General features: G+C 70.4%; 23 protein-coding genes and 1 riboswitch. Of the genes, 19 read left to right on the forward strand and 4 right to left on the reverse strand.

The window, feature by feature from the left end:
• The first annotated feature begins 57 nt into the window (after positions 1-57).
• Positions 58-186: riboswitch (FMN riboswitch) on the forward strand.
• A gap of 120 nt (positions 187-306) precedes the next feature.
• The 7 genes from ribB to BN159_RS39700 all read left to right on the forward strand — a co-directional run bounded on the left by ribB (position 307) and on the right by BN159_RS39700 (position 6970).
• Positions 307-963 (forward strand): 3,4-dihydroxy-2-butanone-4-phosphate synthase, encoded by a 657-nt coding sequence (ribB, locus tag BN159_RS39670; RefSeq protein ID WP_015662711.1) that lies wholly within the window; start codon positions 307-309, stop codon positions 961-963.
• A gap of 67 nt (positions 964-1030) precedes the next feature.
• Complete coding sequence (locus tag BN159_RS39675; RefSeq protein WP_015662712.1) at positions 1031-1939, forward strand: P-loop NTPase family protein; 909 nt, start codon at positions 1031-1033, stop codon at positions 1937-1939.
• Positions 1940-3148, forward strand: a complete 1209-nt coding sequence (locus BN159_RS39680; protein ID WP_015662713.1) for a cytochrome P450 — start codon at positions 1940-1942, stop codon at positions 3146-3148. It abuts the gene before it with no gap.
• A 19-nt stretch (positions 3149-3167) separates the two neighbouring features.
• Positions 3168-4790, forward strand: coding sequence for a hypothetical protein (locus tag BN159_RS39685; protein WP_015662714.1), 1623 nt, complete (start codon positions 3168-3170; stop codon positions 4788-4790).
• A 26-nt stretch (positions 4791-4816) separates the two neighbouring features.
• The gene (locus BN159_RS39690) at positions 4817-5083 is read left to right on the forward strand and encodes an acyl carrier protein (protein WP_015662715.1); all 267 of its coding nucleotides are present in this window, start codon (positions 4817-4819) and stop codon (positions 5081-5083) included.
• 19 nt (positions 5084-5102) lie between these two features.
• Positions 5103-5963, forward strand: coding sequence for an SAM-dependent methyltransferase (locus tag BN159_RS43090; protein WP_015662716.1), 861 nt, complete (start codon positions 5103-5105; stop codon positions 5961-5963).
• Positions 5960-6970, forward strand: coding sequence for a phosphotransferase family protein (locus BN159_RS39700; RefSeq protein ID WP_015662717.1), 1011 nt, complete (start codon positions 5960-5962; stop codon positions 6968-6970). Before BN159_RS43090 ends, BN159_RS39700 begins: the two co-directional genes overlap by 4 nt.
• Here BN159_RS39700 and BN159_RS39705 read toward each other — a convergent pair.
• The gene (locus tag BN159_RS39705) at positions 6960-7694 is read right to left on the reverse strand and encodes an NIPSNAP family protein (RefSeq protein WP_015662718.1); all 735 of its coding nucleotides are present in this window, start codon (positions 7692-7694) and stop codon (positions 6960-6962) included. The genes BN159_RS39700 and BN159_RS39705 overlap by 11 nt on opposite strands.
• Positions 7695-7824: 130 nt before the next feature.
• On the opposite strand from BN159_RS39705, the gene BN159_RS39710 reads away from it, so the two are divergent.
• Positions 7825-8859 carry a helix-turn-helix transcriptional regulator gene (locus tag BN159_RS39710; RefSeq protein ID WP_015662719.1) on the forward strand — a complete coding sequence of 345 codons (1035 nt, stop codon included), beginning with the start codon at positions 7825-7827 and terminating at the stop codon, positions 8857-8859.
• On the opposite strand, the gene BN159_RS43095 is transcribed toward BN159_RS39710, so the two are convergent.
• Entirely contained in the window at positions 8787-10250 is a 1464-nt protein-coding gene (locus BN159_RS43095; RefSeq protein WP_015662720.1) for an SDR family NAD(P)-dependent oxidoreductase, read from the reverse strand. The two genes, BN159_RS39710 and BN159_RS43095, sit on opposite strands and share 73 nt — an antisense overlap.
• A gap of 68 nt (positions 10251-10318) precedes the next feature.
• Here BN159_RS43095 and BN159_RS39720 point away from each other — a divergent pair, with 68 nt between their 5' ends.
• The 6 genes from BN159_RS39720 to BN159_RS39745 all read left to right on the forward strand — a co-directional run bounded on the left by BN159_RS39720 (position 10319) and on the right by BN159_RS39745 (position 16953).
• Positions 10319-11038: a hypothetical protein gene (locus BN159_RS39720; RefSeq protein ID WP_015662721.1), complete on the forward strand. Its 720-nt coding sequence runs from the start codon at positions 10319-10321 to the stop codon at positions 11036-11038.
• Positions 11039-11173: 135 nt separating this feature from the next.
• Complete coding sequence (locus tag BN159_RS39725) at positions 11174-12340, forward strand: 3-dehydroquinate synthase (protein WP_015662722.1); 1167 nt, start codon at positions 11174-11176, stop codon at positions 12338-12340.
• Positions 12337-14460: an aminotransferase class V-fold PLP-dependent enzyme gene (locus BN159_RS44480; protein WP_015662723.1), complete on the forward strand. Its 2124-nt coding sequence runs from the start codon at positions 12337-12339 to the stop codon at positions 14458-14460. Before BN159_RS39725 ends, BN159_RS44480 begins: the two co-directional genes overlap by 4 nt.
• Positions 14457-15164, forward strand: a complete 708-nt coding sequence (locus BN159_RS43100; protein WP_015662724.1) for a dTMP kinase — start codon at positions 14457-14459, stop codon at positions 15162-15164. Before BN159_RS44480 ends, BN159_RS43100 begins: the two co-directional genes overlap by 4 nt.
• Complete coding sequence (locus tag BN159_RS39740; RefSeq protein WP_015662725.1) at positions 15161-15904, forward strand: SDR family NAD(P)-dependent oxidoreductase; 744 nt, start codon at positions 15161-15163, stop codon at positions 15902-15904. Before BN159_RS43100 ends, BN159_RS39740 begins: the two co-directional genes overlap by 4 nt.
• Complete coding sequence (locus tag BN159_RS39745; protein ID WP_015662726.1) at positions 15901-16953, forward strand: alcohol dehydrogenase catalytic domain-containing protein; 1053 nt, start codon at positions 15901-15903, stop codon at positions 16951-16953. Before BN159_RS39740 ends, BN159_RS39745 begins: the two co-directional genes overlap by 4 nt.
• Positions 16954-16960: 7 nt before the next feature.
• Here BN159_RS39745 and BN159_RS39750 read toward each other — a convergent pair whose 3' ends face one another.
• Positions 16961-17737, reverse strand: coding sequence for an aminotransferase class IV (locus BN159_RS39750; RefSeq protein ID WP_015662727.1), 777 nt, complete (start codon positions 17735-17737; stop codon positions 16961-16963).
• A 67-nt stretch (positions 17738-17804) separates the two neighbouring features.
• Between BN159_RS39750 and BN159_RS39755 the strand changes: the two genes are divergently transcribed.
• Entirely contained in the window at positions 17805-18377 is a 573-nt protein-coding gene (locus BN159_RS39755) for a nucleoside monophosphate kinase (RefSeq protein ID WP_157901142.1), read from the forward strand.
• On the opposite strand, the gene BN159_RS39760 is transcribed toward BN159_RS39755, so the two are convergent.
• A complete protein-coding gene (locus BN159_RS39760) occupies positions 18374-19531 on the reverse strand; it encodes a nucleotidyltransferase family protein (protein ID WP_015662729.1) in 1158 nt (385 codons plus the stop codon). The two genes, BN159_RS39755 and BN159_RS39760, sit on opposite strands and share 4 nt — an antisense overlap.
• Positions 19532-19987: 456 nt before the next feature.
• Between BN159_RS39760 and BN159_RS39765 the strand changes: the two genes are divergently transcribed.
• From BN159_RS39765 to BN159_RS39780, 4 genes are read left to right on the forward strand one after another with little or no spacing between them, the layout of a single operon-like run.
• A complete protein-coding gene (locus BN159_RS39765; RefSeq protein WP_197541381.1) occupies positions 19988-21238 on the forward strand; it encodes a B12-binding domain-containing radical SAM protein in 1251 nt (416 codons plus the stop codon).
• Positions 21235-22761, forward strand: coding sequence for a B12-binding domain-containing radical SAM protein (locus BN159_RS39770; RefSeq protein ID WP_015662731.1), 1527 nt, complete (start codon positions 21235-21237; stop codon positions 22759-22761). The genes BN159_RS39765 and BN159_RS39770 overlap by 4 nt, the downstream gene beginning before the upstream one ends.
• Positions 22758-24419, forward strand: coding sequence for an AMP-binding protein (locus BN159_RS39775; protein ID WP_015662732.1), 1662 nt, complete (start codon positions 22758-22760; stop codon positions 24417-24419). Before BN159_RS39770 ends, BN159_RS39775 begins: the two co-directional genes overlap by 4 nt.
• A 21-nt stretch (positions 24420-24440) precedes the next feature.
• Entirely contained in the window at positions 24441-24716 is a 276-nt protein-coding gene (locus BN159_RS39780) for an acyl carrier protein (protein ID WP_015662733.1), read from the forward strand.
• Position 24717 lies beyond the last annotated feature (1 nt).

Genomic DNA, 24717 nt, shown 5'->3' on the forward strand with positions numbered 1-24717 from the left:
GAGCCTGGCGCCGTACATAGGCCTGTGGCAACATGTAGCTGCCAAATTCAATCCACACAACGCAAGCGGGGTTCGGTGCAATTCCGAACCGGCGGTGAAAGCCCGCGACCCGGTCGAAGCCATCGACCGGTTGACCCGATGGAATTTCGGGGCCGACGGTTAAAGTCCGGAAGGGAGTTTGCGTGTAGTGGCATTCTGGCGTACACCGGCGCGTTCACCCGACCGGTGCGCCCTGGGCTGTCGCGCTCCTCCGCTCCTGACCTCGCTCGCGCCTGGTGCAAGGCCATGTCGGAAGAGGAGATGGGGATGTTCCCACTCGAAAGCGTCGAGGAAGCCATCGACACCGTACGGGCCGGAAGGCCGGTCGTGGTGGCGGACGACAATGACCGGGAGAACGAGGGCGATCTGATCTTCGCCGCCCAGCACGCCACCCCGGAACTGCTCGCTTTCATGGTGCGCCACACCTCGGGATATGTGTGTGCGCCATTGCCCCCGCAGGACTGCGACCGCCTCGAACTGCCGCCGATGCACTCCATCAATCAGGACCGGCGCGGCACGGCATATACCGTGACCGTGGATGCCCGGGAAGGCGTCACCACCGGAATTTCGGCCGCCGACCGTGCCCACACCATCCGGCTGCTCGCCGACCCGGCCACCACGGCCGGAGACCTGTGCCGGCCGGGCCATGTGGTCCCGCTGCGTGGCGTCCCCGGCGGCGTGCTGCGCCGGACCGGGCACACCGAGGCGACGCTCGATCTGGTACGCCTGGCCGGGTGCCGCCCGGCGGGTGTGCTGTGCGAGCTGGTCAACGACGACGGGACCATGAAGCGGCTGCCCGATCTGCGCCGCTTCGCCGACGAGTTCGGGCTGCCGCTCATCACCGTCGCCCAGTTGGTCCAGTACCGCCGCAGGATCGGCGACACATACGACGTACGCGACCTCGCCATGGGCGCCGCGAGGTGAACCGGACCGCCCGCTGAGCCCGCTGAGCCCGCTGAGCCAAGAACCCAACCGCAGCATCGGAGGTACCGTGGAGCTTCACCGCCGTGACGCCGGCCCCGACCGGCCGCAGCGCAACGCCGAGCGCGACGGCCTGCACATCGCCCTGATGGGCATCGACGGAGCGGGCAAGAGCACCATCGCCGTCGGACTGGCCGATTCCCTGCGGGCGGGCGGCCACGAGGTGGAGATCGTCAACTTCAAGCGGGCCATGGCGGGAGCCGAGCCGGCCACCTCCGGTGTGCTGTTCCATGTGGCGTTCGCCGCCCTGCGCGCCCAGTACGCCGAAGCCGTACCGGCGGACCCGCTGAACGACCTCGGCGCGCTGCTGGCCGGTGACGACGCCGCCGTCAAGTTCTCCGAGATCGAGGACGGGCTGCGCGCGGTGGACGTCACCCGCAACAGCGCGCGGCCGCTGCTCTCCTCGGCCGTCCTGGAGATCGTCGGCGGCTTCTGGGTGCACAGCTATGTGCAGTCGCGGCTGCGCGACGGGGTCGTGGTCGTCAACGACAGCTTCGGGTACAAACACGTCCTGAAGAACGTGCTGTTGGCACAGCGCCTGTCCGACCCCGGCTCCCCCGAGCACACCGAGGCGCAGCGCGTCCTGGACACCGCCAGAGGACTCTTCCACGCGCTGTTCGGGCCGACACACGGCTACTGGGTCGACACCGACCCACGGCTGGCCGTGCGCTGGCGGGCGGTCACCGGCGATGTCACCACCCCGTTCGAGAGCTACGGCCTGGCCGGGGAGCACGGCGACGCCTCGTTCCTCGCGATGCAGGACCACTGCCGCGACGCCTTCCGGCAGGCCGCCGACCAGTGGCGGTGGCAGACCGTCGCCCTGGCGGACGTACCGAAGGACCAGAACATCTCCGGTGCCGTCCGGCGCATCGAGCAGGACGCCCTGCGCCACCTCGAACGGGCCCGGGCAGCGCGGTAGATGCGGAGCGGATACGCCACCGAGAGCAGAGGGCTCGCCTGGCTGCACCAGTGCCTCGCCGAGGAGCGGGCCGAGTCCGGACTCGCCTTCAACCCGCTCCGGGACGCCTTCCAGCGGGCCCCCGAGGAGGTCTACGCCGAGTTACGGCACCGCAGCCCGGTCCACCACAGCCGCCTGCTGGACTGCTGGGTCGTCACCCGGTACGCCGACGTCGCCCGGGTCCTGCGCGACCACACCGTCTTCCGCAGCAGCCCGGACGCCACCACCCAGGACCTCGTCGACCCCTACGTCACCCTCGACCCCGGCCGCCCGTCCCTGTTCATGCTCGACCCGCCCGACCACACCCGGCTGCGCGGCGCCGTCCGCGAGGCGTTCGCCCCCGAGGCGCTACGGCGGCTGACCCCGCGCCTGGAGGAGTGCGTCCGGCATACGGTGAGGGCCCTGGGGCGGCCGGGTGAGCGGGTCGATCTGGTCCCGCGGTTCGCCACCCTGGTCCCGCTGCGCGTGTTCGACCTCATCACCGGGCTCGACCTGCACAGCGAGGACCGGGTCACCGACTGGGTGTCCGACGTCGTACGCGGACTCGAACCCATCGCGACGGCGCGGACCGCCGAACAGGCCCTGACCGCCTATCGGGCGCTCGGCGCCTGTCTCGACGAACGGCGCGCCGCACCGGCGAGGGAGGGGACGCTGCACTTCACCCTGGCCCGCGATGTCGAGGCGGGACGGCTGAGCGATGCCGAGGCGCGGCAGCTGCTGATGTTCCTGATCCTCGCCGGGACCAAGACCGTCTCCGACTTCCTCGCCGGCGCCGCCGCGGAGTTGACCGCGCTGCCGCCCGGTGCCCCCGGGCGACGGCGGGTCGACGACGCCCTGGTGGACGACCTGATCGTGCGCACCTCGCCCGTGCAGATCGTCGCCCGGACGGCCGCCTCCCCGGCTGTGGTCGGGGGCCGGAGTGTCGGTGTGGGGGACCGCGTCCTCCTCGTGCTCGCCTCCGCCAACCGCGACACCGGCCGGGAAGGACGGGACCTGGCCTTCGGCGGCGGCATCCACCGCTGCGTGGGCGCTCAACTGGCCCGGCTTGAGGGCCGGTCGGCGCTGTCGTGCCTGCTGGAGACGTACCCCGAGGTCCGGTCGGCCGAGGCGGTGCCCTCGCGCCGGTGCGTCACCCTGCGCAGTTGGGACCGCGTCATCGTGCACTTATGAGTCAACCCCTGGAGGGATCGTGCTGGATCAGTCGCAGGAACTGGAGATCGCGCGGACCGTGGCCGCCCGGCTGCGGGAGCGGGGCCGGTTCGCGGACGACGACTGCGTCATGTTGATCGGCTCCTCGGTGTCCGGCTTCGGCCACGCCCGCTCCGACCTCGACCTGCTCGTCTCGGGCAGCACGGCCGGCCGGCTGCCGATGCACTCCTTCCACGAAGGACGACGGGTCGACGTCGACTTCCTCTATCCCAGCGCGTGGGAGGAGACCAAGGGCTGGGTCAACACCTGGGCCCGCTCGGTCGCCGAGCCGTACCAGGGCCGCACACCGCCGGCCGTGGACGACCGTGAATGGTGGGCCGACCATCTGTGGCTGTACGACCGGGTGGTGAACAGCGTCCCGATCACCGAGGACACCACCGCCGAGTTCCTGAAGGACAGTTCGGCAGACCTCCTGTCGGCCGCGATCCACAACTACTCGCGCGCCCTGTGCCTGCGGATGGCCCGGCGCGGCGGAGTGCACCTGCGCTCGGGCAACCTCTCGGCCGGGTCCCAGTACCTGTGCGAGGCCCTGCTCGCCGCCGTCGAAGGCGTCGCGGCGGCACGGGGGATCACCTTCGTCAGCGACCGGACCGTACTGGAGAAGGGCCGCCGGGTACGGACCCCGGAGGACACGTGGGGCGCCGCTGACATCGAGCGGCTCTTCAACGACCTGATGCGCCGCGCCTGGGGCACCGGACCCGACCGGAGCGCCGAGGTGCCCGCCGTACTGGAAGCCCTGCTCGGCGCCGAGTTCGGGGAGGAGCTCAAGGCCGCCGCGGAGGACCTGCCGCCGGACGGGCAGCTGCGGCTCCACCTGGCCGAGGGGTGGAAGGCACAGGTCGCGGGCGGCGAGGGGTTCCTGCTGCGGCCCGACCGCTCGCTGTACGCCACCAGTCCCGCCGTCGCACGCTTCGTGATGGACCTCGGCGGGGTCCGGACGCTCGCCCGGCCCGTCGCCGCCGAACTCCTCGCCACCGGCGCCGTGCTGGTCGACCCGGACGGCGCCGCCGCACCCACCGTCCACCGCACCGCCGAACACCCGCCCCTGTCCGAGGCGTGCACGGCCCCGGTCGCGCCCAGTCCCGAAGCCTGGGTGTCGTGCCGCATCGCCGCCAACTGGTACGCGATGACGGTGTGGAGCCTCTCGGACGATCTGTACGGCGCCGTGGAGAGCGGCCACCGCAACCGGGTACTGCCGATCCTGCGGAAGGCCGAGATCTACCTGCGGATGATGACGATCGCCCTCAAGAGCGTGCGCAGCGAGGTGGGCCGCAACGTCGCCATGGACCTCCAGGGCAGCGCCCTCGGCGACGGCTTCGGGGACCTGCTCGACCTCGTGGGCAGCGAACGGCCCGAGGACCTCCGGCGGGTGCCGGACCGGGCGGTCGCCGTGTTCGGCGCCGTGATGGAGGCGTGCGGGATGCCCGCGCGGGCCGACATGTTCGAGAGCAACCGGGGCTTCATGAAACAAGTCGCCGACGTACGCGTGTGGTTCAGGGTCTCCGAAGGGCTCGGCATCCCCGTCGAGGCGCCCGCCACACTCCTGGCCAAGGGCGGCGACGCCGCGCCGGGCAGCTCTTCCGTCATAGCGGAACCGTCATGACCAGTCTGAGCAGAGGGAGACACAGTGTGACTACCGTTCTCGACCGGGTGACCCAGATCCTCGTCTCCCATCTCGGCGTGGACGAAGGGCAGGTGACACCCGACACGGGCTTCAAGGAGCTCGGCATGGACTCGCTGGACCTGGTGGAGATCATCATCCGCTTCGAGGAGGAGTTCGCCTCAGAGGCCGACAGCGGCGACGAGTTCGAGATCACCGACGACCAGGCGAGGAAGATCACGACCGTCGATGACGCGGTCACCTACCTCAAGTCCCGTGGCATACAGGACCGCTAGCCCCGGAAGGAGTGCGCACATGGGAAGCCCGAGCGACACGGCGGAGCTGACGGAGTTCTTCACCAGGGTGCTCGGCGGGGAGTGGCACCTGTACTCCTCCCACATCCTCGGCCATGCGACGGAGACGGAGAACCAACAGGCCAAACTCGACCTGATCGCCGAACGGTTGGACCTGCGCCCCGGCGCCCGCGTGCTCGACATCGGCTGCGGCTGGGGCGGCTCGCTCACCTACCTCGCCTCCCGGTACGGCGTCACCGGCGTAGGGATCTCCCTGGTCCCGCAGCAGTGCGCCTATGCCAACCGGCGGGCCGAACGGCACGGAGTACCGCTGGAGTTCCGGCCCAGCCACTGGCAGGACTTCGAGACGGACGAGCCGTTCGACGCGGTGATGACGACCGGCGTCGTCGTCCATTTCCCCAGTCTCCTCGACTACTTCGTCCGTGCCAGGCAGTGGCTGCGGCCCGGCGGGATCCTGCTCAACGAGGAGATGCACCTGCTGTCGGCCGACGCCTCGGCGTCCCGCGCCAGCAGGGCGCTGGCCGCCCTGGACGACGTACGCAAGAAGGGCCGCGAGGCCGGGGGACGCCTGGTCGTGGACGAGGAGGGCAACTACGTCACCCTCGACGAGGAGACCGCGCTGCTGCGCGAGGCGGGCTTCGAGGTCGAGCGGGTGGTGCCGTTGTCCATGGCGGACTACCAGAAGACGGTGGAAGGGTGGGTGGACAACTGCGAGCGACTGGAGGCGGAACTGACCGAGCTGACCGGCCGGGACGTCTACCGCTGGTACCGCCTGTACTTCCGGCTCTTCCGCCGCCTCATCGACGACCGCACGATGCGTCTTGACGTGGTGACCGCGCGGCTGCCGAACGACGGCCCGTGATCCCCGACCTCCCGGAGCCGGTCCGCGACGCCCTCGCGACGGCCTTCCGCCTGGACCGCGTCCTGCGCGTCGAGCCGGTGGCGCGGCCCGGCCGGATGGCGGAGAGCGCCCGGGTGCTGGTCCTCGAGAGCGACGGCACCCGGCGGACGGTCTTCGCCAAGTGGCCGTCCCGGCATGCCCGGATCCGCCGCATCGCCCGCCGGTCCGGCGCCTACCAGCGGGAGGTCATGTTCTACCAGGACCTCGCGGGGGACTGCGGACCGAGCGTGCCGAAGCTGCACCACGCCGCCCACGACCCCGGCACCGACGCTTTCGTGCTGCTCCTGGAGGACCTCGGCGAGGCCCGCCCCGGCGACGACGCCCACAGCTCCGTCACGGACGTACGGCGGGCCCTGCGGACCGTCGCGGGACTGCACGCGCGCTGGGCGAACGGCGCCGACGGTGTGCCGTGGCTGCCCGACTGGCTGAGCCCCCGGGTCCGGCGCTACACGCGGTTCGAGCTGGACCGGATCGCCCGCGCCGCCGCCCGGGGACGCCTGGTTCACGGGCACACGATGTTGCCGCTGCTCGCCGAACTGAGCGACGGGCTGGACGAGTTCTTCACCCGGGCGGCCAAGGACAGCGGGACCGTCATCCACGGCGACCTGCACATGGACCAGGTGCTGCTGCCCGCGTCCCCGGACGCCGTACTCGTCGACTGGCAGTTGGTGCAGCGCGGAAACGCGGGCCTGGACGTGGCACGGCTCATCGTCATGGGCCTGCCGACCGAGGAACGGCGCCTGCACGAGCGGGAGCTGCTGGAAACCTACCGCGAGGCGGGGGGCGGCTCCGACCTGCTCGACCAGTACCGCACCGGGATCGTGTGGACGGCGTTCATGAACACCTCGTACGCCCTGTCCCGCGGGCCGGAGAGAGAGACGGGCGCCTTCGGCGAGGTGATGTTCGGGAGGGTCGCGGCGGCGGCCGCCGACCACGGCCTCCTGAAAGGGCAGGGAGTCATGCGATGAGCGAGCGTCCCGTGGGCGCCAGACGCAGTCGCTGAGGCGCCGCCGACTGTGCCCGCTCGATGCCCGGGAGGATCTCGTCCCGAACGCGGGCGTGCGCCCGTACCTCGGCCGTGTGCTTGTCGTGCGCGTCCTCGTCGGGGTACGAGGTGAACACCGCGGCCACGTTCTCGCCGGTGCGCACCGGCAGCCTGGTGAAGGTGTTGGGCGCGTCCTCGGTGGTCAGGAAGGCGAAGGGCGCCGGACCCGACTCCGCGAGCGCGGGCAGCAGGCCGTCCCGGATCAGGGCGACGCCGTCCTGGCGGCCGGGCGGGAACGACCACACGGTGGCGAACACGAACCGTTCCGGCGCCGGGGCACCGACCGGAGGCCGTCCGGCGGGGTCGTAGGAGAAGCCGGTCGCCTCGGGGCGCAGCAGCAGGACGTTGTCGGAGTCGACCATGGTGTCGTTGGCCTGCGGGCCGTGCTCGGCCCAGACGGGGCCGCCATAGAAGTCGGTGAGCCCCTGGTGGCGGGCCGTCATGTCCGGGAAGCCGCGCAGCCAGACGAAGCGGCACGGGTCGTCGAGGTCGCGGAACTGGCCGAGCACCCGCATCCCCACGTCTTCCTGGGACTCGACGAACTCCCGGTCGAACAGCTCGATGAGCTCGTCGCGCCGGCCGGGGCGCAGCGTGTACTGGCGAAGCTCGATCACGGCAGGCAGGCCGACGAGGTCGGTCGGTGGCATGGCGGGTCTCCTGTTCGGTGCTCTGCGGGGTGGGCGAACGCGGCTCGTACGCGCGCTGAGCCGGGCCGCGGATCGACGGTAGGGGAGGCTTGTGACAGGACCTGTCAGGGTTTCCGGGGAGAATGCGTCCATGTCCGCCGGCCGACTGCTGTCGGTGCTGCTGATGCTCCAGTCCCGGGGCCGTCTGTCCGCGCAGACGATCGCCGAGGAGCTGGGGGTGTCCGTGCGCACCGCCTACCGTGACCTGACCCGTCTCCAGGCCGCCGGGGTGCCGGTCTACGCGGAGCCGGGCCGCCGGGGCGGCTACCAGCTCCTCGACGGCTACCGCACCCGGCTGACCGGGATGAGCGAGCGTGAGGCGCGGGCCCTGTTCTTCGCCGGACTGCCCGGCCCCGCGGCCGACCTGGGCCTCGCGGGTGAGGTGACCGCGGCCCGGCTGAAGCTGCTTGCGGCACTGCCGACCGGGCTGCGCGAGGAGGCGGAGGGAACCGCGGCCGTCTTCCACCTGGACGCCCCCGGCTGGTACCGGGAACCCGAGCCGGCACCGCATCTGCCGCTCCTCGTCGAGGCGGTGCTCACCCGGCGCGCGGTGGATGTGCGCTACCGCCGCTGGCGCGCCCCGCAGGAGGTGAGCCGCCGGGTGCGCCCGTACGGGCTGGTCCTCAAGTCGGGCACCTGGTACCTCGTGGCCGCCTCGGAGAAGGGGGTCGCGACCTACCGTGCCGCCCAGGTCCTCGACGCGGCCCTGAGCGACGAACTCTTCGACCGGCCGGGCGACTTCGACCTCGGCGCCTACTGGACCTCGTACCTCGACGACTTCCGGTCCCGCCGCTACACCGGCACCGCCACCGTCCGCCTGTCCCCCAGGGGCCGCGAACGCCTGCCCGACAATGTGGCCCCGGACGTGGTGCGCGCCGTCGACGCCACCGCGACCCCGGTGGGCGACGACGGCTGGTGCGAGGCGGTCATCCCGACGGAGAGTACCCGGCACGCCTGCGGTGAGCTGCTGCGGCTCGGCGTCGACGTCGAGGTGGTGGCGCCCGCGGAACTGCGGCGCGCCATGGCTGACACCGTCCAAGTGCTCGCCCGTGCCTACGGGTTGATGTCCTCCGACGAGAGCAGCTCGGACAACGGAATCGACCAGTCGACGGCCCCCGGACGATAGAGCTCGACCCGCGGGCCACCGGTCCCGACCAGGAGCCCGTTCCCGGCCCCGGGACCGCACAGCCAGCTGATCGCCGCCACATTGTTCTCGGGGTCCTGCTCCGGCGCGTTGCGATAGGCCACCGGGTCCGTGATGCCGTGGTGGCGGGCGCGCATCAGCTCGATCCGCCGGCGGCGGGCGCCTGGAGCCTGCGGCGCCGAGGCCCGGGTCCGGCCGCTGGGCAGCACGACGTTGACATGGACTCCGGTGCCCGCGACCCGGTCGGCGAGCGCATGCCCGTACGCGAGCACCGCTCCCTTTGCCGTGGAGTACGTGCTCAGTCCGGGCGAGCCCGTGACCGACCGCGAGGAGAACAGGACGATACGGCCGTGGCCTCGCTCGCTCATGGGCCCGAGGCAGGCCTCGACCAGGTGTCGGGCGCCCGCGACATGGACGCCCAGTACGGCGTCCCAGTCCTCGTCCGTGGCCTCCTGGACGAGCGCCTGGCGGACCACGCCGGCAGCGTGGCACAGCGCGTCGACCCGGCCGAAGGCGCGCAGGGTCTGGGACACCAACTCCCGGCACTCGTCCGGCCGTGAGACATCCGCGCAGATCGCTACGGCGCGTCCGCCACGCCGGGTGATCTCGTGCGCGGTGTCCTCGGCGAAGGCCGGGTCCCGGCCCCGCCCGTCCGCGTCGCAGCCGAGGTCGGCCACGACGACGGTGGCGGCCTCCTCGGCGAGCCCGGTCGCCACGGCGCGCCCGATGCCGCCGCCACCGCCGGTCACGATGACCACCCGGCCCGCCGTCCCTTGGCTCGCCGCTCCGCATGCCTCCGCCCCGAACGCGACCGCCACCTGCGCCGAGGTCGGTCGCCCTGCGGCGCGCAGGAGTTCACGCTCCACCGCCGGCGCAGCCACCCGGCTGATCTCCCCACCGCCGACCAGGAACACCTGGCCCGCCGCGACCGAGGGCCGTTCCGTCAGCATCCGGATCAGCCGCGCCCCGTGTTCCCTTTCGCTCATCAGCACACCGCAGACCGAAACGCCGTAGAACGCCTGCTCCGCCGCCGCGGACCGCACGAATCCGGACAATGAATGGCAAGGTGGTCGACCGGTTTTCAGAGCTTCCTCGGGCAGCAGCAGGACACAGACGAGAACCCCGCCGCGCTGTGCGGCCAGCACTCGGGCGGCCTCCCTGGCGCGCCGCGCGACTGCCGCGACACAGCGCAGTTCATCGCCGTCGGCCGTGGTCAGGGAGGCCCCCACCACGACGGCACGCACCGGGCCCTGCTCGGGCAGCGCGATGCGGACGTCGCCGCCGAACGCGGTGGACAGGGGCTCGATGAGGGGTTCGTCGGCCAGTACCGAAACGATTCCGTCGCCCTCGCGGGGCTGATCGGCTTGTTTCATGGCCGCACCATGAATGTGACCCTATGGTTGGGCAGCACGACGGTGAACCGAGGCATAAGGACGATTCCATGAGTGAATCCGACTGGCTCGACCACATATCGATCGACTGGGACGACTTCGACAGCGCGAGCCGGATCTCCGGTGAGATCGTGCGACATCTGGCTGCCGACCGGGCCTTATTACGGCGGATGGTGAGGGAGGCTCAGCAGGACGAACACCTGCGCCCGCTCGCCGAAAAGCACTACGAACTCACGTACATCGTACTGTACGACGCCCTGGACCGAGGGCTGCGAATCCGGCTGCACCGCTTCACCAAGGGCCTGGAGGACATCCCGCACAACCACCGATTCTCCTTCTCCTCCGCGCTGTTGGCGGGCTCGTACGTCCACACGATCTTCGACCTGGAGCGGCCCGAGGACGCCGCACCGGGACGCCCGCTGTGGACCCTGGACCAGCCCGAAGGCACCCACGAGGGCACATCCGTAAGGGAGTTGGCGACCACCGGACTCCGCCCCGCGCTGGCCACCGTGCAGAGCGCCGGAAGCTCCTACACGCTGCACCACTCCACCATCCACAAGACGGCCATGCCCGACGAGACCGCCTTCTCGGTCTTCTGCCGCGGCCCCGCCCAGAAGCCCTGCGCACTCCAACTCCAGCCCGACAGCCAGAGCTACCTGTGGAAGTTCGGCCGGGCCAACGAGACACCCGACGTGCTGGCCGCCCGCGGACTCAGCGACGACGAGTACCGCGCCTTCATCACCATGCTCGAGGAAGCGGACGTCATCTGACGTGCCCGCCTCCCGGTCCCCCGACTGGCGAGTAATGAGCCAACGGGGTTGATGGCACTGGACAGTTGATTCAGGATGCATCGCCCGCGCTCGTCACGACCGCATGCAACGTCAGCCACGAGGAGGAGACAGCCGATGCCACTGGGACACGGGACGCTGGACTTACGTGAGGACTCCGACGGAACGCTCTCCGTCGAGGTGACACGCCAGGACACGTACCCGGTGATCATCGGCCCGGGCAAACTCGACACCCTGCCGGCGCTGACCGAGGGGCTGGGTCTGACCGACTCCACGTTCGTCATCACCGACACCGACGTCGCCGACGTACTGCTCCAGCGCACCCTCGACGTCTTCCGCGCCGGCGGCGTCCGGGCGGAGCCGATCATCATCCCCGCCGGGGAGGCGTCCAAGTCCTGGCCCGTGCTCCAGAGCGTGATCGAGGCGCTGCTCAGCCGGGGCGTGAAGCGGCGTTCGGTGCTGGTGGCGCTGGGCGGGGGTGTCGTCGTCGACTCCGTCGGGTTCGTGGCGTCGGTCGTCATGCGGGGGCTGCCGTACATCAACGTCCCGACCTCGCTGGTGGCCCAGCTCGACGCGGCCATCGGCGGGAAGACGGGCATCGACCACAACGGCTCCAAGAACCTCCTCGGCGGCTTCTACCACCCGGCGGCCGTCCTGATCGACCCCGAACTGCTGCGCACCCTGCCCCCACGCGAGATCCGGGGCGGCCTGGCCGAGGCGGTGAAGGTGGGCATCCTCCACCAACCGCTCTTCAACAAACTGGAGAAACTCGACCCGGGCACCCCCTACGACATCGACGCGCTCACCGCCATCACGCGCGACGCCGCCACCTACAAGATGCACCTGCTCAAGGACGACCCGTTCGAGCGGTCCCTGGTACGCCTGCTCAATCTGGGCCACTCCTTCGGGCACGCGCTGGAGGCGGCCACCCGGTTCGAGGTGTACCGCCACGGCGAGGCGATAGCCGTGGGCATAGCCCTGGCCACGATGATGAGCCGCCACCGCGGACTGTGCGACGCGCAGACCGCGGACCGCATCCTGGCCTGCCTCGACCACTGCGGCCTCCAGGTCGCCCTGCCCTCCTCCCAGACGGCCGCCACCTGGGCGGAGATCGACGTCATCCGCCGGATCCGCAACGGCGTGCTCAACGAGGTGCTGCCCGTCTCGATCGGGGAGTGCGTGGTCGTCGACGAGGTCTCGCACGAGGAGTTCAGGGCGGCCACCGACGCGCTGGCCGCCGTGGCGAGGACCTTTCCCCCGCGAGCCACCGCCGGCCAGCGGTGAGCGCCGCCCGGCTCCTGGTCGACGGCGGCGGCACCACGACCCGCGTCGCCCTGTGGCGTGACGGGGACGACACGCCGTGCGTGCAGTGCGACGGCCCCAGCTGCAACCCCCGCAGTGTCGGACGGGCCCGCGCCCTGGCCCACCTCGACGACCTGATGCATACGGCATGGCAGCGCCGGCCCGCGGACGTCGACGCCCTGGACTCGGTCTGGCTGTGCCTGTCCACGGCGTCCACCCGCACCGCCCTCGACGACTTCGCCGCCGGACTGCTCGACCTGCCCTCCTCCCTGCTCCACCAGGCCGCCGACGTCTGGGTCACCAATGACATCGGCCCCCTGCTGGTGCACGACGGACACGCCACCGACCGGGTGGTCGTCATCTGCGGCACCGGCACCGGGTTCAGCGCCGTGAACCACGCCAAGGGCCTCACCGCGCGCGCCTCCGGCCAGGACTTCCTCCTCGCCGACGAGGGGGGCGGCTTCGACATCGGCCTGCAAGGGCTGCGCGCCGCCGTCCGGGACACCGACGGACGCGGTCCGCATACCCGGCTGACCCGGTCGGTACGGGAGTGGCGGGAAGTCGGCCAGGAGGAGCTGTTCGATCTCGTCTACGGCTCCGATGAACCCAAGGTGCTCATCGGCTCCTTCGCGCCCTTCGTGCTGAGCGCCGCGCAGGAGGGGGACGCGTGCGCCCGGGGCATCGTCGAGCGTGCGGCGCAGGAACTGGTCGACGGGGCAAGGGCCGTGGCCGAACGCACCGAACTGACCGGCCCCCATGAGGTGTTGCTCGTCGGCTCCAATCTGCTCGGCGAACAGACGCTGCTGCGGCGCGAGTTCGAGCAGCGTCTCGCCGAGACCGTCCCGGAGGCCACGGTACGACCTCTGGGTGGCACCACCCTGACCGCCGTACGGCACATAGCCGCACTGCTGCCCGGGGACGAACGCCTTCAGCAACTGCTCGGGGAGTGCGTGCCGTTGCGGCGGTTCGAGGCGAGCGGGGCCGAAGTCGCCGTGGAACGGAGCAACAGCCGGTTCGAGCTGGCGCCGATCCTGGCGCCCGTGCTCGCCGAGATGGAGAGCGTGCTGCTGTCCGGCGAGGCGATCCTCTCGCCGGAGGTGCGGCGGTTCGAGGAGGCCTTCGCCCAGTACATCGGCACCCGGCACGCGCTCGGGGTGAACAGTGGGACCGACGCCCTGACGCTCGCCCTGGAGGCGCTCGACATCGGCCCTGGCGACGAAGTCATCACCGTGGCCAACACCTTTCACGCGACCGCGCTGGCGATCACCCGGGCCGGTGCCACCCCCGTGCTGGTCGACGTCCGCCCCGACGACTACCTGATGAACACCGACGCCCTCGAAGCCGCCGTGACGCCCCGCACCAGAGCCGTCGTGGCCGTCCACCTCTTCGGGCTCCCGCTCGACCTGGCACCGGTCGCCGAGGTGTGCGAGCGGCACGGAATCGCCCTGGTGGAGGACTGCGCGCAGGCCGTCGGGGCACGCGTAGACGGTCGACGGGTGGGTTCCCTCGGCGCGATCGGGTGTTTCAGCTTCCACCCGAGCAAGAACCTCGGCGCGGCCGGAGACGCCGGACTGGTCACGACGAACAGCACCGAACTGGCCGAACGGATGCGCGGCCTGCGCTACTTCGGGCAGCGGCAGCGCAAGGTGCACAGCGAGCGGGGGCACAACTCCAAACTGGACGCCTTGCAGGCCATCGTCCTCCACCACAAACTCCCGTTCCTGGACGGCTGGAACGCGGCACGCGCGGAGCGGGCGGCCCGCTACCGGGCGGCGTTCGCCGGACTGCCCGTCGGCTTCCAGACGCCGGGCGCGGAACACGTGTACCACCTGTTCCAGATGCACACGGACGAGCGTGACGGGCTGCTGGCGCACCTCAAGGACCGGGGCGTAGACGCGGTGGTCCGCTATCCGCGCCCGATCCATCTCCAGCCCGCCTTCGCCGAACTGGGCCAGGGCGAGGGCGCCTTCCCCGTCGCCGAACACCTCGCCGACCATCTGCTCTGTCTGCCGTTGCGCCCCGATCTTGGCGACCGGGAGACGGACGCGGTGGTGTCGGCGGTGCGGGAGTTCTTCGGGCGGGACGGGCGGCGTACCGGATGACCTGGAGCGACGCACCGCAACTGCCCTTCGGGCCGAACCCGGGACCCGGCCGGCTGATCAGCATCGACGGCCTGGACGGCTCCGGCAAGACGACCCTCACCGCCTCCCTGCGCGACCACCTGACCGCCACGGGCGTGCCCGTGCTCACGACCCGGCTGCCGACGACGCAGATGCGCGAGACGTCCTTCTTCCGGCTGCTGCGCGACCAGGGCCGCACGGATCTGGTGGACCCTGTGGCCTTCGAGGTCGCGTACATGGTCGACCGCATCCAGCACTGCCGTACCGTCATCGCGCCCGCCCTCCGCGAGGGCCGGACCGTCATCACGGACCGCTACGCGCTGTCGTCCATCGGCACCCTGCTGCTCCGCCTGCCCGAGATGCGCAGGACGGTCCTGGACGCGCTCTTCAGCGACGCCTGGTTCATCGACCTGTGCCGCAGACTGATCCGGCCGGACGTCTCCTTCGTCCTGTGGACCGAGCCGGAGACCGGGGCACGGCGGCTGCGCTCACGTCCGGGCGAGGCGGACGCCGGGTTCGACCCACTGGAGTACGCGGAGCTTCAGCGGCTGCTGCTGGAGCTGGCCGCGGCGAACGACATGGTGCCGGTCGACTCCGGGGGCCCGCCCGAGGAGGTGCTCGCCGCCTGCCTGGCTCACCTGGAGGGGAGCCGTCGCCCGGCCCGACACCGGGGCGGCCGCCGGTGACCCCTGGAGCGATCCTCACCACCGGTGGGTCCAGGGGCATCGGCGCCGCCATCGCCACGACGATCGCCTCGTCCGGACGCCGGGTCGGCGTGCTGTCGCGACGGCGGCCGTCCTGCGACGACCCGGTCTGGGCGGAGCTGACACGGCGGCCGCTCGTCGACCGCGTCGAGGCCGATCTGGCGGACGCGACCGCCACGGGCGCCGCCATCCGCGGCTGGCGCGACGGCATCCCCGAACCCCTCGACGGGCTGGTCCTCAGCGCCGTGTCGTACGGCCACGGCCCCAGGCACCCCGTGCTCGCGACGGCACTGGAGGAATGGGACGAGGTGATGGCGGTCAACCTCCGCGGGCAGTTCGTCGCGGTCTCCGCCGTGCTCACCGAACTCCTCGCCAGACCCAGGGCGCTGATCCTCTCGGTCAGCTCGGTCGCGGCACTCGAACCCGCGCCGGGCCGGGCCCACTACGCGGCGTCGAAGGCGGGCGCGCTGGCCTTCTTCCGGGCGCTGACACAGGAGTTGAGGGACACCAACGTGTCCGTCGTGCAGGTGATGCCCCGCAACCAGGTCGCCACCCCGGGCCTCGCGGCCCGCAGACCACCGGGCTACACGTTCGAGGGCTATGACCCACCGACCGTGTTCGACCCGTTCGTCCGCACGGCACTGACGGATCTGGGCGAGCGGTTCGACGGCACGCTCGTCACCGTCGACAGCGACGGCCGCTGGGAGGCGGCCCCCGCGTGAGGCTCGACACCTACGAAAGGGAGGCTCCGGCGATGCGTATCGCCCGCTACTACGACAACCGCACGGTCCGCGTGGAGTCGCTGCCGAGCCCGGCCATCGAGGACGGGGAGGTCCTCGTCCGCGTGATGGCGAGCGGGATCTGCGGCAGCGACGTCATGGAGTGGTTCCGGGTGCCCAAGAGCCCGCGGATCCTCGGACACGAGATCAGCGGAGTCGTCGCCGAGTCACGTGCGGACGCGTTCGCGGTGGGGGACCGCGTCGTGGTCCGCAACCAGATCCCCTGCGGCACCTGCCACGCCTGCCGGCACGGGCACCACGCGGTCTGCGAGCACCAGGTGGAGATCGAACCGGGCGGCATGGCCGAGTACATCCGCATACCAAGGGAGTTGGCCCGGCGCGGGCTCACCCCCCTGCCGTCCGGCCTGTCCTTCCAGGCGGGCACGCTGGCCGAACCGCTCGCCTGCACCCTGCACTCCCAGGCCCTCGCCCGGATCGAACCGCACCACTGCGTCCTGGTCCTGGGTTGCGGAGTCTTCGGCCTGCTGCACATCCAGACGGCGCTCGCCGCGGGCGTGGACCGGGTCATCGCCGTGGACAAGGTCGGCTACCGAAGGCAGGCGGCCGAGCGCTCCGGGGCGAGCCTGGTCCTCGACACCGACGTGGACCTCGCGAGCGAGGTCCGCCGCGTGAACGACGGCCGGCCGGCGGACGTCGCGGTCCTGGCGACCGCCGCCCCCGAAGCCCTGGTGGCGGCCTCGGATGCCCTCACCCGCCACGGCACCATCCTCCTCTTCGGCGCCCCCGACCCGGCCACCCCGATGCCGCTCTCGCTCAACCAGCTTTTCTGGCGGCGGGAGTTGACCATGGTCAGCAGCTACGGCGCCGGTGATGTCGATCTGGCCCGCGGCATTGAGCTGATGGAGAAGGGCGCCGTCGACGCGGAGGCGCTGATCACGCACACCGTTCCGCTGACGGAGGTGCAAAGGGCCTTCGCGACGGTGACGGACGCCCGCGACTCCCTCAAGGTCGTACTGGACATGACCCAGTGAGGGTGCGTCAGATCAGATCGCCGGCAAGGGACTCGTAGGTCTCGATCAGGCCCTTGGTGCGGTCCTCGGCCAAGGGCAGCTCCACGCCGTCGAGATGCGACACGGCCGCGATGCCCCGCGAGTTCGCCACGAACGCGCCCTCGAACGACGGCACATCGGCCACCCGCACCGGCCGCCGCTCCGACACCGGCCCGTGCGCGACGAGCAGTTGCATGGTGATCCCGGCCAGCAGCGGAGCCTCCGGCCACACGACCGTCGCGCCGTCGAAGAAGCCGATGTTGGCGGTGGCCGTCTCCGACACCGTGCCGTCCGCGGCCACCAGCAGGGCGTCGTCATGACCGCCACGCCGGGCCAGCCGCTGATAGTAGGCCTGCCCGAAGTCCCCGATGTGCTTCACCTCGGCGATCGACCGCTGATAGGGGACCGACACCAGACGCCGCGCGGAACCAGGTCCGGCCTTCGGCGGCCGTACGGCGACCAGGACCGTCGTGGCGTCGCCGTCGCCCGTCGCATACACCTGCACCCGCACGGAGGCGTCCCGCACGTCGTCCCCGAGCGCGTGCCGGACCCGGGCGCGGACCAGCTCGCCGTCGAGACCGGCGCCGAACAGCTCGCGGTGCGCGGAGTCCAGACGCGCCAGATGGAGCCCGAGGCCCCGCACCCGCCCTGCCCTGACCTGCATCGCGGTGAAGTGCCCGTACGCCCGCAGCACCGGCCCGAACAGGTCCTCGGCCGTGGCCCTGCGGCCGTCGATCTCGAAGCGCGGCAAGTCGGTGGGGGTCATGATCCCCAGCGTAACGAGACGTGGTGGCGCCGAACAGCACGCGATGGGTTCCGGTAGCGTCGGCCCGGTGACCCTCCCTCCCATCATCGCGGTGCTCGGTGTGCCGGGCGCGGGCAAGAGCACGCAGGCAAAGGCGGTCGCGCGCGGCCTCGGCGGGGTCTCGGCCTCCGTCGGCGACTGGCTGCGGGCGCTCGCGGCGGCCGGGGACAAGGACGCGGCCTCGACCGTGGCCGCCGGGTCCCCGATCACCCCGGCCCAGTACGAGCGGTTCCTGCGGCACATACGCGACGAGGTACCGGCGAGCGCGCTCGTCCTCGACGGTTCCCCGCGCGACGAGCGGCACGTCCCGGTGCTCGCCGACGCCCTCGCCGACGATGGCCTGGTCTTCGGGGTGCTGCTCCGACTGCCCACCGGTGTCGCCGAGTCACGGATCCAGGTCCGCAGGAGCAGCGCACCCACGGACCGGCCGGACGACTCCACCGAGGCGGCCGCCCGCCGGATCGCCGATCAGACGGCGGCCCTGACCCGCCTCGCGGAGAGCTTCGAGGCACGCTGGCCGCTGGTGACCATCGACGCCACCGAGGACGAGTCCCTGGTGACCCGGCGGATTCTGGAGTCGTTGCCCGAGGGCTGGGCCTAGTACAGACGGACCGTGAGCTCGTCGCCCAACTCGGCCAGGACACCCACGTCGAGGAAGGCCGGCAGACAGTCGCCCAGGTTCATCAGCGGCGCCGTCGTGCCGCGCACGCTCTCCGGATCCGGCAGTTCGGGGACGTCGAACCCGCAGATCTGCCCGGCCGCCCGGAGCGCGTAGTACAGGCTCGGCGCGAGGTAGGGGAACCGCTGTGCGTCCTCGCGGAGCCGACCGGTGTCCAACCGGCCCTGTTCCCACAGCAGTTTGAGATGGCACAGCGCCTTGATGTTCGGGTCGTTCAGCAGCATGCAGTCGGCGTAGAGGCGGTGCAGCAGGGTCCAGGTCAGGACCCGGTCGCTCAGTGTCGCCACGTCCAGGTCCGCGACCCGGATGGTCTGGGTGTCGGCCCACCAGTCGTCCTCGGACGGCTTGACGCGGGTGCCGACGTCGTCGGTCAGCATGTTGAGCGTGTAGTGCAGATCGACCGAGAGCTTGAAGTGCAGTTGCCCGTCGACGAACAGGAAGCGGTGCGGCATCAGCACCCGCAACCGGTCCCCGTGCGGGGCCAGTTCGGGCATCGGGACGACTTTCTCGTACGGCATCAACTGCCCGAAGGAGTACAGGGATTCCTCGGTCATCCGGGTGATCCGGGCCGGCATGCGGCGCACTTGGCCGCTGTCGACCCGTAGATCGGGCTCATAGCCGAGTGAGATCAGTGCGTCCCGGGCCTCCGCGAGGCTCTTGTGCCGGACGAGGAGGTCGATGTCGCTGCTCAGCGAGGGCGCGGCCGTGTTGTCGAGCAGCAGATCCAGGGCCAGCCCCTTGTAGGCGATCACGGGGATCCCCCGGCCGTGCAGCAGGCCGGCGATCCGCTCCAGCTCGGCCCGGTGCAGCTCACGCATCGCCAGACCGGCCTCCCGGAAGAGCCAGAAGGGCCCGTCGGGGTCCCGCACCACCGGATGCCAGGCATGACTGACCAATGCGGCGTTGACGATCCGCCGCCGCTTCAGCCAGTCGAAGACCTTCAGTGGGCCGTGGGTGTCGACGATCCGCGAAAAGCAGTCACGCTGGTGACCCGCCGAAGCACCGGGAAACGGAATCAGGGTGGCCCGGACGAGATCGATCCGATCGACAACGGACAGCGCCGGTAATTCAGCCATTCGATCACCCTAGAGTCGCCCGAGCGCCGAGCGCAAGAGTCGGCCGAAATAGCCTGGAATTGAGCGCTGAGATCCCGAGCCGCTCGAGGAAACAGGCCACGCACCCCAGTTGACCAAGGCCTTCAGGCGACCGATCCGGCCATTGGAACCGGCGCAGAATCCAGGCCGGGGATTCGGGACGACTCCTGCTGAAGCGCTGGTGCGCGTCCCTGTGATCGAGGAGATCTGTCGCTGAGCGGGTGGCGTGAATTTGGTGGCAGGCATGGCCGGAGTGCTGCTTGCGGGTTGACTCCCCAGTTGGCGCGAACCTAGGGTCAAAAACTCGGAGCACTCCCGAAATCGAAGTCATTTCACCGATGCCAAGGCGCGGCACGACATATTCGAAGCGAAGGGGACGCGATGAAGAAAGTGCTCCTGGCGACGGCTCCTAAAGAAGCGTTAGTCGAGCCCGATGGCGTGGGCGGAAACTGGTACGACCGCACCGACACCTATATGGCGTGGACCTGTGCGGTCGACCTCGACGACCGGCTTTCCGTGTCCTGTCCGCCGACCGGGCTCCGATTCATCAAGCACAATGTGCCGGACGTCGAGATCCTGGAGTACCCGACCTGGCAGGAGTACCTCGACGCGCTGCACGCCGAGGACTGGGACATGGTCGGCCTCAGCTTCTACACCTGGTCCACGCCGGTCGCGATCGAGATGGCCAAGTGCGCCCGCGAAGCCGGGGTGCCGGAGATCTGGGCGGGCAACTACGGAGTCCTCTCGCCCGGCATCGACCAGTACTTCACCCGGCTGGTGAAGGGCGCCGGCGAGGCCCCGATCCACCAGTACGTCTACGACAAGCCGCTGCCGCGCGTACGCCACCCCGCGATGCTGGGGGAGAGCGGCTTCCGCGGCATGAGTTCGCCGGTCGGTTACCTCTACTCCAAGCGCGGCTGCAACATCGGCTGCACCTTTTGCTCGACCCCGATCTTCAATCCCAAAGAAGAAGCCATCTTCATGGAGGACACGTACGCGGCACTCGACGCGTACCGGGATGCCAAGGTCGCGCACGTCATCATCTACGACGAGAGCTTCTTCCTCACCAACCAGCTGGCCGAACAGGTCGTGGACGCCCTCGCCGAGCGCGAACTGCCCTGGATCTGCCTCACCCGCGCCGACCTGATCCGCGGCCGGATCCCCGAACTCACCGACCGCTGCATGGACGGCGCCATCGTCGGCATCGAGTCCTACCGGGACAAGAACGTCGCCGACGTCAAGAAGCGGGACGACGTCTACAACGTACGGCAGACCGTGCGCGAACTGATCGACAACGGTCGCCGGGCGCTCGGCACCTTCATGGTCGGATTCGCCGAGGACACCATCGAGGACATGCAGTACGACATCGAACAGCTCAGTGAGGAAGGGCTGTTCGCCTGCCAGCTGACGCTGCTCACCCCCTTCCACGGCACCCGGCTGTACCGGCAGATGGAGCATCTGATCGACGAGCCGGACCTCAGCAAGCACGACCTGTACAACCTGGTGTGGAAGCACCCGAACATGGACCGTACCGAAGCGCGCGACCTGCTCGCCTGGGCGCAGCGCCGGGTCAACGACCCGGACCGCATCGCCGCCCGGCTGAAGCAGGAGATGAAGACGAAGGTCCGCAAGGAACTCGCGCGCCGGCACGCCGAGCGGCAGGTCAGCCCCTCGGGATCGCCGTCATGAGGAAACTGAACATCCTCTGCGTCCAACTCGGCTTCCACGAGGCATATCCCGACGCCTCCACCCTCGCGACGACCTACAACGACGGCATCTACTACGTCGCGTCCTTCGTTCAGCAGGAATTCCCCGACGCCCGCGTCGAGATGTGCCAGATGTTCTGGGGCGAGAAGCCCGACGACTTCCCGCTGGCCGCCTACGACTACATCCTCATCTCGGCCCTCGCCACCCACTTCTGGTCCAACATCGAGGCGCTGGAGCTGATCAAGCGGGAGAAGCGCTCCGACTGCGTGGTCATCATGGGCGGACCGCACGCCGCGTTCGCGCCCTACGAAGCCCTGCGCTACGCCGACTACGCGGTGATCGCCGAGGGCGAGATCCCCTCCGTCCAGCTGATCAGGGCGCTGGAGGCGGGCGACCCGGTCACCGGCGTCGACAACCTCGCCTACATCGCCGCCGACGGCCGGATGGTCGTGGGCCAGGTCGCCCGGTACGGCAACATCGCCAACGCGATCAACCCCCGACTCCTCGCCCGCGCGCCCAAGCTGCACTGGGCCACGGTCTCCATGTCCCGAGGCTGCCCCTTCGACTGCTCCTTCTGCTACGCCATCCGCCTGCTGGGCCGGAAGTTCCGCACCAAGACGGCCGAGGACGTGCGCGGCGAACTGGACGCCATCTACGAGCAGACCGGGTGCAACCGCTTCTACGTCACCGACCTCAACTTCACGACCCGCAAGAACTACTGCCGGGAGATCGCCCAGACCTTCCGGGACCGCAACTACAAGTTCATCGCCATGAGCCGGGTCAACCACGCCGACGACATGGACCTCGTCCTCGACCTCAAGCGCTCGGGGTTCGAGGAGTACTGCCTGGGAGTGGAGTCGGAGGACCCGAGCGTCCTCAAGGCGTTCAACAAGCGCGTCGACCCCTCGGAACAGACCCGCCGGCTGATCCGCTTCGCCGAGAACGACATCGCCATCCACTCGGCGATCATCTTCGGCCTCGACGTCCAGGACCGCCCGGCCATCGAGGCCACCGCCCAGTGGTGCGCCGAGGCCCGTATCATGCACCCGGTCTTCGTGTGCCTGGCCGAATACCCTTTCCAGGACCTGCTCTACGGGGCCAGGCAGGACGTCGAGGACCACCGGATCATCATGGAGGTGCCGACCTACCAGCACTACTCCTTCGTCGGCATCTTCCCGCGCCGGATGCGCCCGAGCGAACTCCAGCGGGGCATCCTCGACAGCTACGACATCTTCTTCAAGCGGGCCTTCGAGATCGAGCAACGCCCGCAGCGGCGCGCCCGGCTGAAGTCGTACTCCCGCAGTGTGGACCGCGGACGCGCCGGCATGGAGCAGCACATCCGCTTCCTGGAGGACCTGGAGAAGCCGTACTACACCGCCTCCGGGGAGCTCAAGGAGGACCGGCTGAAGGCCGACTTCGACTCGCGGCACGGCGAACTGCGCGACTGGCTGGCGAAGTCGTCCAAGCGCACCGACGTCGAGTTCGTGAAGCGATACGCGCGATGACCGGGACCGTCATCGACACCCTCCTCGACAGCGCCCGGAACAGCCCGGACCGCCTCGCCTTCCGGGTGATCGAGCGCAACGAGGAGGAGTTCGCCCTCAGTTGCGCGGACGTGGCCCGCCTCATCGGCGAGACCGCGACCGGACTGAAGGCGCAGGGGCTCACCGAGGGCGACCACGTCATCCTCGTCCTGCCCACCTCCCGCGACTTCCTGGCCCTCTACCTCGGCTGCCTGTACGCCGGAGTCGTCCCGATCGTCGCCGCGGAACCGACCGGTGGCGGCACCGAGCGCTACACGGCGACCCTCAGCGGACTCGCCGAGCGGGCCCGCGCCCGCCGGATCATCGCGGCCCCCGAGTTGACGGACACCCTCGCGGCCGGACTGCCGGTCCTGGTCAGCACCCCGGACGCGCTGCGCGGCGCCTACGCAGCGCCCGACACACCCCGCGCCCGGCCGGAGTCCCTCGCCCACCTCCAGGCCACCTCCGGCTCCACCGGCGCCCCCAAACTCGCCATGATCCGGCACCGCAACATCGTCGCCAACGTGGGCGCGATCGCCGAGGCGATCCACGCCAGACCGGACGACTCACTGGTGAGCTGGCTGCCTCTGTTCCACGACATGGGCCTCATCGGCATCTCCTACGCCCTCCAGGCCCGTATCCCGATGATCCTCGCGGACCCCGTCACCTTCCTGCGCAACCCCCTGTCCTGGCTGCGCTGGATCAGCCGCTACGGCGGCACCCTCTCGCCCGCTCCCAGCTCGGCGTTCCACATCTGCGCGCGGGTCGCGCGGCGCCGTCCGCCGGGCGAACTCGACCTGTCGAGCTGGCGGGTCGCCCTGTGCGGCGCGGAACCCGTGCACGAGCACACCATGCGCGAGTTCCAGGACGCCTTCGGCCCGTTCGGGCTGCCCGACACCACCCTGCTGCCCGTGTACGGGCTGGCGGAGGCCACGCTCGCGGTGACCATCTCCGATGTCGAACGGCCGTATGCGGTGGACCGCGTGGACGCCGAGGCCGTGGCGGCGAAGGGGCACGCCGAGCCGCGCCCGGCCGACGATCCGCGCAGCGTCGGCATGATGTGCGTCGGCCCGGTGCTGCCCGGCCACCGGCTGCGGGTGGTCGACGAGGACGGTTCACTGTTGCCGGAGCGGGCGGTCGGTGAGATCGAGGTGGCCGGGCCCAGCGTCATCGACGGCTATCTGCCGGGGCCGGAACAGGCCGTCCACGAGCAGGAGTCGAGGACCGCGGACGGCTACCTCCGGACCGGCGATCTCGGCTACCTGCTCGACGGCGAGGTCTTCGTCACCGGCCGCCGCAAGGACATCGTCATCATCGCCGGCCGCAACTACGTCCCGGACCAGCTGGAGCGGTTCGTGGAAGCCGTCACCGAGTCCCCGCGCACCCCGGCGGTCGTCGCCGTCGGCGTCCCGGACCGGGACCTGCTCACCGAGCAGCTCCATCTGCTGCTCGACGAGCGGCTCGCGCAGGAGAGCGAGCGTCAGACGCTCGCCGACCGGGTGAGCCGCGCCCTCGCCGAGGCGTTCGGGATCTCCGGCGTCGCCTTTCACTGGATCGCCCGCTCCAAGCTGCCCCGTACCACCAGCGGCAAGATCCAACGCCACCTGTGCCGCAAGTTGATCCAGGAACAGACCAGTTGACGATGGGGGAGGCCCACCACGATGCAGGACGAGAAGCAGGACCTGGAGCTGTTCGACAAACTCGTCGGCCACATCGGCGAGTTCGTCGAGCGGGATGTCTCCCATCTGACGCCGCGGTCGCACCTCAACAACTCCATCGAGGGCATGAGCTCGCTCAAGATGATCGAGCTGCTGCTCTATCTGGAGGACTGCTTCGGCGTCGACTTCGAGGAGTCCGCGATGGACAAGCTGGAGACCATGCAGGACCTGGAGGACTACATAAGGCAGACCCAGGACGCGGCCCGGCAGCAGGCGTGAC

Origin of the sequence: Streptomyces davaonensis JCM 4913, from assembly GCF_000349325.1 — a bacterium.
GTDB classification, from domain to species: Bacteria; Actinomycetota; Actinomycetes; order Streptomycetales; family Streptomycetaceae; genus Streptomyces; species Streptomyces davaonensis.